This window comes from Curtobacterium sp. MCBA15_001, assembly GCF_001864835.1.
In the GTDB taxonomy this organism is placed as follows: domain Bacteria; phylum Actinomycetota; class Actinomycetes; order Actinomycetales; family Microbacteriaceae; genus Curtobacterium.
The window spans coordinates 88743-99300 of record NZ_MJGI01000025.1; the positions used below are offsets into that span (position 1 = coordinate 88743).

The 10558-nt window shown below is 72.9% G+C and carries 6 protein-coding genes and 1 pseudogene; 3 read left to right on the plus strand and 4 right to left on the minus strand.

Going from position 1 to position 10558, the window contains the following annotated elements; all coding sequences use genetic code 11:
* Positions 1-77: 77 nt before the first annotated feature.
* The 3 genes from glgB to BIU90_RS12445 form a co-directional block, all read right to left on the minus strand.
* The gene (gene glgB, locus BIU90_RS12435) at positions 78-2738 is read right to left on the minus strand and encodes a 1,4-alpha-glucan branching protein GlgB (protein ID WP_254787043.1); all 2661 of its coding nucleotides are present in this window, start codon (positions 2736-2738) and stop codon (positions 78-80) included.
* Positions 2735-4735: a maltotransferase domain-containing protein gene (locus tag BIU90_RS12440; protein WP_254787044.1), complete on the minus strand. Its 2001-nt coding sequence runs from the start codon at positions 4733-4735 to the stop codon at positions 2735-2737. Before BIU90_RS12440 ends, glgB begins: the two co-directional genes overlap by 4 nt.
* Positions 4736-5040: 305 nt before the next feature.
* Entirely contained in the window at positions 5041-7068 is a 2028-nt protein-coding gene (locus BIU90_RS12445) for a glycogen-debranching protein (protein ID WP_071300544.1), read from the minus strand.
* A gap of 57 nt (positions 7069-7125) precedes the next feature.
* On the opposite strand from BIU90_RS12445, the gene BIU90_RS12450 reads away from it, so the two are divergent.
* Positions 7126-8289 (plus strand): cysteine desulfurase family protein, encoded by a 1164-nt coding sequence (locus BIU90_RS12450; protein ID WP_071300545.1) that lies wholly within the window; start codon positions 7126-7128, stop codon positions 8287-8289.
* Between the two features lie 6 nt (positions 8290-8295).
* Positions 8296-9216, plus strand: a complete 921-nt coding sequence (locus BIU90_RS12455; RefSeq protein WP_071300546.1) for a hypothetical protein — start codon at positions 8296-8298, stop codon at positions 9214-9216.
* Between the two features lie 9 nt (positions 9217-9225).
* Here BIU90_RS12455 and BIU90_RS12460 read toward each other — a convergent pair whose 3' ends face one another.
* On the minus strand, positions 9226-9588 hold the full coding sequence (locus tag BIU90_RS12460; RefSeq protein WP_071300547.1) for a hypothetical protein: 363 nt from the start codon (positions 9586-9588) through the stop codon (positions 9226-9228).
* Positions 9589-9760: 172 nt separating this feature from the next.
* Between BIU90_RS12460 and BIU90_RS18745 the strand changes: the two are divergent.
* Positions 9761-10558 (plus strand): annotated as a pseudogene (locus BIU90_RS18745) (hypothetical protein); the annotation flags it as partial.

Consider the following 10558-nt stretch of genomic DNA (forward strand, 5'->3'; position numbering starts at 1 on the left):
GATCTGTCGCTTTCGCGATGCGGACCAGAGGGGAGGCCCGGTGCCAGCTGGCACCGGGCCTCCTGTCTGTCTCTGGCCTAGTCCTGTTCCAGCTGCAACCAGACGGCACCGAGCGGCGGCACCACCAGGTGCGCCGAGGCGGGCCGCCCGGCCCACGGGGTGTCCTCGGCGGTGACGACGCCGAGGTTCCCGACCCCGGACCCGCCGTACTCGGCGGCGTCCGTGTTGAGCACCTCGCGCCACGCGCCGGCGGCGGGCAGCCCGAACCGGCGCTCGACCGGCACGCCGGAGAAGTTCACGAACACCGCCAGGCGCTCGTCCCCGGCCTTCCGCAGGAACCCGATCGTCGAGTGCGGTGCGTCGCCGCCCTCGATCCACTCGAAGCCCTCGGCGGTCGCGTCGTGCGTCCAGAGCGCCGGCGTCTCCTTGTAGACGCGGTTGAGCTCCGCGACCAGCCGCTGGACGCCGTTGTGCCCCGGGTCGTCCGCCTGCCACCAGTCGAGCCCGCGTTCCTCGGACCACTCCGCGACCTGCGCGAACTCCTGGCCCATGAACAGCAGCTGCTTGCCCGGGTGGGCCCACATGTACGACAGGTAGGCGCGGACGTTCGCCAGCTTCTGCCACTCGTCGCCGGGCATCTTGCCGTAGAGCGAGCCCTTGCCGTGCACGACCTCGTCGTGGCTGATCGGCAGCGTGAACTGCTCGCTGAACGCGTAGACGAACGAGAACGTCAGCTCGTCGTGGTGGTAGGCGCGGTACGCGGGGTCGCGCTGCACGTACTCGAGCGAGTCGTGCATCCAGCCCATGTTCCACTTCTGGCCGAACCCGAGACCACCGGCGCTCGTCGGCTGGGTCACGCCCGGCCACGAGGTGCTCTCCTCGGCGATCATGACGATGCCGGGGTAGCGCTTGTACGCGGTGGCGTTGGTCTCCTGCAGGAACGAGATCGCCTCGAGGTTCTCGCGGCCGCCGTGGATGTTCGGCAGCCAGTCGGTGCGCGAGTAGTCCAGGTACAGGATCGACGCGACGGCGTCGACGCGGAGGCCGTCGACGTGGAACTCCTCCATCCAGTACAGCGCGTTGGCGACCAGGAAGTTCCGCACCTGCGGCTGCCCGAAGTCGAACACCAGGGTGCCCCAGTCGAGCTGCTCGCCGCGCCGGGGGTCCGGGTGCTCGAACAGCGCGTGGCCGTCGAACTTCGCCAGCGCCCACTCGTCCTTCGGGAAGTGTCCGGGGACCCAGTCCATGATCACGCCGATGCCCGCGGAGTGCAGGCGGTCGATCAGGTAGCGCAGGTCGTCGGGGGAGCCGAAGCGCGCCGTGGGGGCGTAGTAGCCCGTGACCTGGTAGCCCCACGACCCGCCGAAGGGGTGCTCGGCGAACGGCAGGAACTCGATGTGCGTGAAGCCGAGGTACTGCACGTGGCCGATGAGCTGGTCGGCGACCTCGCGGTAGCTCAGCCCCGGACGCCACGACCCGAGGTGGACCTCGTAGACGCTCATCGGGTGGTCGTGCGTGGTCGTCTCGGCGCGCCGCTGCATCCACGCGCGGTCGCCCTCGGACCAGGTGTGGTGTGCGGCCGTGATGACCGAGGCGGTGAGCGGCGGGACCTCGGTGCGACGCGCGAACGGGTCAGCACGCTCGACCCAGCCGCTGTCGGTGAGGATCTGGAACTTGTAGCGCTGGCCCTCGAGCGCGCCGGGCCAGAACAGCTCCCACACGCCCAGGTCGTTCAGGCGGCGCATCGCGGTGGTGCGGCCCTCCCAGCCCTCGAAGTCCCCGATGACCCGCACCGCGGTTGCCCGGGGTGCCCACACGGCGAACGCGACACCGTCGACGCCGTCGATCGTGGTGACCTGCGCGCCGAGGTGGTTCCAGAGCTGTTCGTCGCGGCCCTCACCGAACAGGTGGAGGTCGATGTCGCCCAGCGTGGGCCGGAACCGGTAGGCGTCGTCGGTCGTCCAGGTGGTGTCGTCGGTGTCCGTCGACGGGTCCTGGTCGTAGTCGGCCTCGACGCGGTAGCGACCGAGGTTCTCCGCAGTGGCGCCGGCCCACAGGCCGTCGCCCTCGGACACGAGCTCGATGTCGTCCCCGTCCGGACGGACCAGGCGCACCGCGGTCGCGAGGTGGCGGACGACCCGCACGCTCGTGCCGCCGTCGACGGGGTGCGGGCCGAGCACGTCGTGCGGCTGGGACCAGCGGCCCTCGGCCACCTGCTGTCGCAGCCACTCCTCGATGGGGGCGGGTCGCGGCTCGGCCGTCGCCGCCGGACGGGAGGCCCGGGTCGCGTCCGGGACGTCGGCTGCGGGTGCCGCGGCGTCCGTCTCGGGTGCCGCGGCGTCCGTCTCGGGTGCCGCAGCGCCCGTCTCGGGCGCCGCGTGCCGGGCGTGGACCGGTTCGGAGGCGGGCGCGGGTGCTGTCTGCGGGACCGGGGTCGAGCCTCCGGCCAGGGTCTCGGACTCGGCCACGCCGCGGTCCGGTGCCTCACGCTTCGGCAGGCGAGCACCCGGCAGGTCCTCACCAGGGGCGGAGACCCGTGGCTCGGTGCGGGGCGCCTCGCGCACCGGCTGCTGCGCCGGACGGGCCGGGACCGGCTTCGGCACCGGTGCGGCGTCCGGTCGGGCCGCAGCGGGACGGGCGGGCACGGCCGGGGGCGGCGGCTGGACCGGCGGCACGCTCGGCCCCTGTCCGCGGTCCCGGGGGGTGGTCCGGTCGGCCTCGTTGGGGTCGGTGGTCATCGGTGCGGTCCTTCCACGACGAGCAGGTGCACGGGCTCCTGGAAGGCATCCAGGCGCACGTAGTTGGACGATCCCCACACCCAGCGCTGCCCGGTCACGACGTCGCGGACGTCGAACGCCTGCTCCGGCTCGAGACCGAGGGCGGTCAGGTCGAGGTGCACGGTCGTCTCGCGGACGGAGTGCGGGTCGACGTTCGCGACGACGATCACCGTGTCGTCGCGGCCGGAACGGACGAACCGTCCGGGGAGGTGCTTGGAGTAGACGACGACCGCGCCGTCCTCGGCGTCGTGCACGTGCAGGTTCCGCAGCTGGCGGAGTGCCGGGTGCGCGGAGCGGAAGCGGTTCAGCATCGTCACGTACGGCGCCAGGCTCGCACCTTCGGCCTCGGCCAGGGCGAAGTCGCGCGGCTTGTACTCGAACTTCTCGTTGTCGATGTTCTCCTCGGAGCCGGGGCGGGCGACGTCCTCGAAGAGCTCGTAGCCGGAGTACATGCCCCACGTCGGAGCGCCCGTCGCGGCCAGGGCAGCGCGCACCTTGTAGCCCGCACGGCCGCCGAACTGCAGGAACTCGGTGAGGATGTCCGGCGTGTTCACGAACAGGTTCGGCCGCAGGTAGTCACTGGTCTCGTGGCTGAGCTCGGTGAAGTAGTCGGTGATCTCGTCCTTCGTGTTGCGCCACGTGAAGTACGAGTACGACTGCTGGAACCCGGCCTCGGCCAGGGCCCGCATCATCGCCGGGCGGGTGAACGCCTCGGCGAGGAACACGGTGTCCGGGTGGTGGTCGCGGACCTCGCGGATCACGCGCTCCCAGAACCAGAGCGGCTTGGTGTGCGGGTTGTCGACGCGGAAGATCCGGATCCCGAAGGCGATCCAGTGGCGCAGGACCCGCTCGACCTCGGCGACCAGGCCCTCGGGGTCGGAGTCGAACTGGATCGGGTAGATGTCCTGGTACAGCTTCGGCGGGTTCTCAGCCGTCGCGATCGACCCGTCGGCGCGGACCGTGAACCACTCCGGGTGCTCGGTGACCCAGGGGTGGTCGGGGGAGCACTGCAGCGCGAAGTCGAGCGCCACCTCCATCCCGGTGTTCTTCGCCGTCTCGACGAAGTCGCGGAAGTCGTCCTCGGTGCCCAGGTCCGGGTGGATGGCGTCATGCCCGCCGGCCTCGGACCCGATCGCCCAGGGGCTGCCCGGGTCGTTCGGCCCGGCGTGCAGGGTGTTGTTCGGACCCTTGCGCGCGGTGTGGCCGATGGGGTGGATCGGCGGCAGGTAGACGACGTCGAAGCCCATCCGGGCGACGCCGGGCAGACGACGTGCCGCGGAGCGGAAGTCGCCGCTCTTCCACGAACCGTCGGCATTGCGCTTGGCGCCCTCGCTGCGCGGGAAGAACTCGTACCAGGCGCCGACGCCGGCGCGGGTGCGCTCGACGTCGAGCAGCTGGACGGGGGAGTGTGTGCGGAGCGAGGTGAGCGGGGCCTCTTCGACCTCAGCGGCGATGCGCGGGTCGTCGACGGCGGCGAGCCGTTCGGCGGGGTCGAGGTCCTCGTCGCGGACGCGTGCGGCAGCGCGGCTGGCTGCGGGGGAGTCGGTCTCGGCGGCGAGCCGGTCGAGCAGCGCGGCGCCGTCCGCCAGCGTCGCCGCGACGTCCACGCCCGCCGCGACCTTGAGGCGCGCCCCGCGCAGCCACGTGGTCCAGTCGTCGGAGTACGCCTCGACGTGCCAGGCCCAGACGCCGACGTGGTCGACCTGCACGGTCGCCTCGTAGCGGTCGGTGCCCGGCGCGACCAGCGTGAGCGGCACGGTCCTGGTGCCACCACCCGGGCGTTCCAGCACCACGTCGGCGCCGATCACGCCGTGCCCCTCGCGGAAGACGGTCGCGCCGAACGTGATCACCTCGCCGTCGAAGGCCTTGCCCGGGAAGCCGTTGGGCGTCCGGGGGCTGAGTTCGGTGATCGGGATGCGCCCGATCTTCGGACGCCGGGGTCGGTCTGCGGTGGCCACGGGGGAGACGCTACCCGGCCGGGGCGTCGGTGTTCCCCGGAACGCGGAGACCGTGGACGACGCGTCGCGCTCCACAGGCGCCGATGCCGGACGGGAGGCCCGGTGCCGGACCGTCGACGAGCCTCCCGTCCGACGTCGGCACACGTTCGTTCCCATCACGGTCGCGCTGGTGGGTCGGATCGCGCGTCCGCGGTCGGGACTCCCGACCGGCTACGCGCGAAACGACCTGCTCCGCGCGTTTCCACCGGCAGCAGGGCGGCCCGGGGGTGGGGCGGATCGAGCAGCGGGGTGCGGGTGAGCTCGCGCTACACGACCGCGAACGCGTGGATGCCAGGGCCGTAGGCGGTGAACACCGATCCGGCGGGGCGGACCCGGTCGTGGTCACGGTGCTTCTCGCTCGACCAGGCCAGCCGGTACCCGGTGGCGTCGTCCGGCGACGGCAGCGTCAGGTCGCGGGTGCGGCCGCTGCCGTGCACGACGACGAGCACCCGGTCGTCGGGTTCGTCCTCGTCGTGCGGGGTGGACGCGACGAACCACTGCACGACGCGGTGCAGCGGCTGGTCCCACCACTCGCCGGTCATCGGGCCACCGTCGGGTCCGTACCAGCGCATCCGGGACGCGCCGGGCGTGGTCTGGCCGTCGACGCCGTAGCGGTCCGGTCGGAGCGCCGGGTGGGCCGCGCGGAACCGGGTCAGCGCGGTCACCGTCTCGGTCATCGACTCGGCGTCCTCGTCGTCGGACCAGTCGACGGGCGTCAGGTCCTCGGTCACGACGTAGGCGTTGTTGTTGCCGTGCTGGGTCCGGCTGCGCTCGTCGCCCGCCGTCAGCATCGGCACGCCCGCCGACAGCAGCAGGGTGCCGAGCAGGTTCCGCATCGACCGGCCCCGCGCGGCACGGACGCCACGGTCGTCGGTCGCGCCCTCGATGCCGTGGTTGAACGAGCGGTTGTCGTTCGAGCCGTCCCGGTCGTCCTCGCCGTTCGCCGCGTTGTGCTTGTGGTCGTGCGCGGCCAGGTCGTGGAGGGTGAACCCGTCGTGTGCGGTGACGAAGTTGACCCCCGACAGCGGCCCGCGGTCGGCGCCGAACAGCTGGCGGGACCCGGTCAGGGCCCCGGCGAGTGCCCCGATGCCCGCGCCGGGGACGCCGGAGCGGCGCTCCTGGGCGATGTCCGTCAGCCAGAACTGCCGCACGGTGTTGCGGAACCCGTCGTTCCACTCGGTCGTGCCGGCGCCGAAGTGCCCGGTCTTCCAGCCGTCCGGGCCGACGTCCCACGGCTCGGCGATGACCAGGACGTCCTGCAGGTCCGGTTCGGTGCGGATGCGCTCGAGCAGCGGGTGCGCCGGGTCGAAGACGTGGTCGGCGTCCCGCGCGAGCGCTGCCATCAGGTCGAAGCGGAACCCGTCGACCTGGACCTCGCGCGCCCAGTACCGCAGGCTGTCGAGCACCAGGTCGGCGGTGGCCTGGTCCGAGGTGTCGAGCGTGTTCCCGCAGCCCGTGGTGTCGTGGTACGTGTCGTCGGCCGACCAGCGGTAGTGGTTGGCGCCGTCGATGCCGCGCAGGGACGAGGTGGGCCCGCCCAGGCCCTCTTCCGCCGTGTGGTTGTACACGACGTCGAGCACGACCTGGATGCCGGCCTCGTGCAGCAGCCGGACCATGCCCTTGAACTCCCGGAGCACGGCCTGCGCCCCCGCCTGCCGCGCGGGCTCCGATGCGTAGGCGGCGTGCGGCGCGAAGAACCCGAGCGTGTTGTAGCCCCAGGCGTTCTCGCGCCCGGCCTGGCGCAGCCAGTGCTCCGAGTCGAACGCCTGCACCGGTAGGAGCTCGATCGTGGTCACCCCGATGCGCTGCAGGTGCGCGATCGTGCTCTCGTGTGCGACCCCCGCGTACGTGCCGCGCAGGTGCTCGGGCACGGCCTGGTTGTCGCTGGTCAGGGTCCGGACGTTGGCCTCGTACACGACCGATGAGCCGAGCGGCACGACCGGCTTGGTCGAGTCGCCCCAGTCGAAGGTGTCGTCGACGACCACGCCCGTCCACCGCGACGCGGTCCCGCGGACGATGCCGCGTGCGTACGGGTCGAGCAGGGGGCGTCCGGCGTCGAAGTCGTGGCGCGGACCCGTCGGGCCGTCCACCAGCAGGTGGTAGGTGTCGCCGGGCTGTACGGGGGCCAGGCCACCCGTCCACAGGTCCGACCCCGGCTGCCGTTCGAGCGCCACCGATCCGCGTCCGTCGACCACGAGCGTCGCCGCCGTGGCGGTGGCCGATCGCATCGTGAACCGGGCGCCGCCGTCGACGAGGCGCAGGCCCAGGGCCGTGTCGAACGCAACACTCTGCATCCGACCAGGGTACGAGACGGCGCGGCTATCCTGAGAACGCACCAGAAAGGGGCACCCGTGCCGGTCTACCTCGACCACGCAGCGACCACGCCGATCCTGCCCGAGGCGCTCGCCGCCTTCGTCGACGCCATGGCGACCGTCGGGAACCCCTCGTCCATCCACAGCGCCGGGCAGCGCGCGAAGATGCTGCTCGAGGACGGCCGCGCCCGGGTCGCCGCGTCGCTCGACGCCGAGCCGGTCGAGGTCGTGTTCACCTCCGGCGGCACCGAGAGCATCAACCTGGCCGTCAAGGGCCTGTACTGGGCACGGCAGCAGGACCGGCCCCGGCCACGCATCGTGGTGGCCGCGGGGGAGCACCACGCGACCGTCGACACAGTCGACTGGCTCGAGCGCCACGACGGCGCGGTCGTCGACGTGGTCCCGTTGGACGCGCAGGGTCGCATCGACCTGGCCGTCCTGGAGGCCCGGCTCGCCTCCGCCGACGACGTCGCCCTGGTCACGTTCCTGTGGGCCAACAACGAGGTCGGCACCCTGCAGCCGGTCCGTCGGATCGTCGAGATCGCGCATGCGGCCGGCGTCCCGGTGCACTCCGACGCCGTGGCCGCCTACGGGCAGGTCCCGGTGTCGTTCCGGTCGTCCGGGCTCGACGCGCTGAGCGTGTCCGCGCACAAGATCGGCGGGCCGGTCGGCATCGGCGCGCTCGTCCTCGGGCGCACCGCCACGGTCGAACCGCTCATCCACGGCGGTGGGCAGCAGCGGCAGGTCCGGAGCGGCACCCAGGACGCCCCCGCGGCGATCGCCTTCGGCGTGGCGGCCTCCGTCCCCCACGCGGACGTCCAGGCCCTGCGCGACCGACTCGTCGCCGGCGTGCTCCAGGCCGTGCCGTCCGCGGTGCTCCGCGGCGACCCGGTCGACCGGCTGCCCGGCAACGCCCACTTCACGTTCCCGGGGTGCGAGGGCGACTCGCTCCTGTTCCTGCTCGACGCCGCCGGGGTCGCGGTGTCGACCGGTTCGGCGTGCCAGGCCGGCGTCCCCGAGGCCTCGCACGTGCTGCTCGCGATGGGCCTGTCCGAGGACGACGCCCGCGGCGCGCTCCGCATCACGCTCGGGCACACCTCGATCGACGCCGACGTCGACGCGTTCCTTGCGGCACTGCCCGACGCGGTCGCCCGCGCGGGTGCGGCGGGCATGGCGTCGCGCGCACCCCAGCTCGGCCGGTAGCGCCGCATGCGCCTGGAGACTGACGTCGCCCGGGGTGCGTGGCTGCTCCGCCGCGCCGGCACGCTCCCAGACGTCGACGGTGCGGTCGGTGGCGGGTTCGCGGCGTACGCGCGCATCCTGCACCCGGTCACGGCGACGCTCGAGGACCGCGCCGAGACCGACGCCCAGGGTGACCACCCGGTGCGGTCGACCACCACGTGGACCTGGGCACAGGTGGCCGATCGGACCGGCGGGACCGTGCACCCGCTCGTGCAGTGGCCGCGGTTGACCGGGGTCGACGACGAGTCCGAGATCGCGCTGCCGGACGGATGGCGGGTGTCACCGCCCCAGGCGGGCTGGTTCGAGCCGACCCTGCTCGCGGTGCTCGCTGGCCACCTCGCCACGTCCACCACCACACCAGAGGACCTCGTCGCGGGGTTCTGGAGCGGATGGGGCGACCTGAACGGCGGGATGACCGTGGCGATCGGGTGGCAGCACACCGACGGGGCCGCGCGGCCGACGGCCGCCGAGCACGCGGCACTCCTGGCCGGAGCCGAGGCCAGAGCAGCGGCACTGGCAGCGGACCACCGCGCCTTCGTGGCGTCGCTGGCCGGCCCCCGTCTGGCGTGGCCGGGGCGCGACCTCGTCCTGACGGCCACGCGCTGCTCCGACCTGGTCGACCCGGCGCGCATCGACCGAGCGATGCTCGGCACGTACCTCGGCGAGAGGCACACCCCGCAGCTGCTCTGGCCGGAGGACCGCGCGTGGGCGGTGGCGACGGAGATCGACTGGGACTCGACCCTGGTCGCCGGGCCGCGCGACCTGGTCGACGCGGTGCTCGCGGACCCGCTGCTCGAGGCGTTCGAGGTCGGTGCGCACGACGACCTGAGCTGGAGCGGCGACCGGGTCAACCGGCGTCCCCGCCCGGACGCGGGCCAGGTGCGCTGAGGGCCTTCGCTACGGTCGCTCGTCGATCAGGGCGACGAATCGGCTGCCGATGCCCTCCACCTCGCGGCGGACGAGCCCGGCCGTCGGGTCCGGTGCCTGGTACGGCGCGTGGTAGTCGCACATCAGGTGGTCCCAGTCCGGCCACCACTTCTTCGGGCGGGCGTCCTCGGTGTAGCCGCAGACGACGCACGCCAGCGAGACCCAGACCTTCTTCTTGCCCGTGCGGTTCGCGCGCGACTGCACGAGCCAGGCGGGCGGGTCCTGCTCGATGGCCGTCAGCTCGGCCTCGCTGAGCCGGGACGGGATCCCGTGGTGGGTCGCCATCTCGAGGGGGATGTCGAGCCGGATGGCGGCGTCGCGGCGGGAGAGCATCCGACCAGGGTAGGTCCTCCCGGAGCGGACGGGCGGCTCGCGACAGGTCCGTCCAGGTCGTGCCCCCAGTCCGGGGCTGACCTGGGCGCGTCGCTGTCGGACGGGGTGCCCCGACCGATAGTCGCCATCGTCCCGGTCGGTCAGGACCGGGCGCAGGGGCAGGGAGCGAGCGATGGACATGCAGATGAGCCGCGGCGCGGTGCGTCGAGCGATCGTCGGGACGGGCGTCGTCCGAGGGCACGCACGCCGACGCCTCGCCGGTGTCGTCACCGCATCGGCGATCGTCGCCGTGCTGGTCGTCCCCTCGCTGGCATCCGCCGCGAGCGCGACCCTGACGGGCTGGGTCGACGGCGTCGTCGCTGGCCCCGGCACGGTCACGGTCCGCGGGTGGGCGCTCGACCGGGCCACGTCGAGCACGTCGACGAACGTCCGCGTCACGGTCGGGGACACCGTCGTCGGCACCGTCCCGGCTGCGTCGGCCCGCGCTGACGTCAACCGTGTCATGGGTGTGAGCGGTGACCACGGGTACAGCGCGTCCCTCGTCATCCAGAAGTCCGGCACACAGTCGGTGTGCGTCACGGCGCTGAGCCCGACCGGCGGACGGGACGTCCCGCTCGGGTGTCAGACGGTCGTGATCCCGGACTCGTCGCCGATGGGAGCGTTCGACAGCGTCGCTGCGACGGCGGGCACGGTCTCGGTCCGTGGGTGGGCGGTCGACCCGAACACCCCGGCGGACGCGATCGACGTTGCCGTCACGGTCGGTGGGACCCGGGTCGGGACCGTGTCGGCGAACGCGGCTCGGAGCGACGTGAACCGGGTCATCGGGGTCCCGGGTCCGCACGGCTTCGAGTCCTCGGTCGCGACGACGGCGTCCGGCAGCCAGTCGGTGTGCGTGATCGGGGTGAACGTCGGCACCGGGACGGACAAGCAACTCGGATGCCAGACGGTCGTGATCCCGGACTCGTCGCCG

Coding starts and splice junctions, on each gene's coding strand:
- glgB (WP_254787043.1), bottom strand. CDS start 2,738: ATGACCACCGACCCCAACGAGGCCGACCGGACCACCCCCCGGGACCGC.
- BIU90_RS12460 (WP_071300547.1), bottom strand. CDS start 9,588: ATGCTCTCCCGCCGCGACGCCGCCATCCGGCTCGACATCCCCCTCGAG.
- BIU90_RS12455 (WP_071300546.1), top strand. CDS start 8,296: ATGCGCCTGGAGACTGACGTCGCCCGGGGTGCGTGGCTGCTCCGCCGC.
- BIU90_RS12445 (WP_071300544.1), bottom strand. CDS start 7,068: ATGCAGAGTGTTGCGTTCGACACGGCCCTGGGCCTGCGCCTCGTCGAC.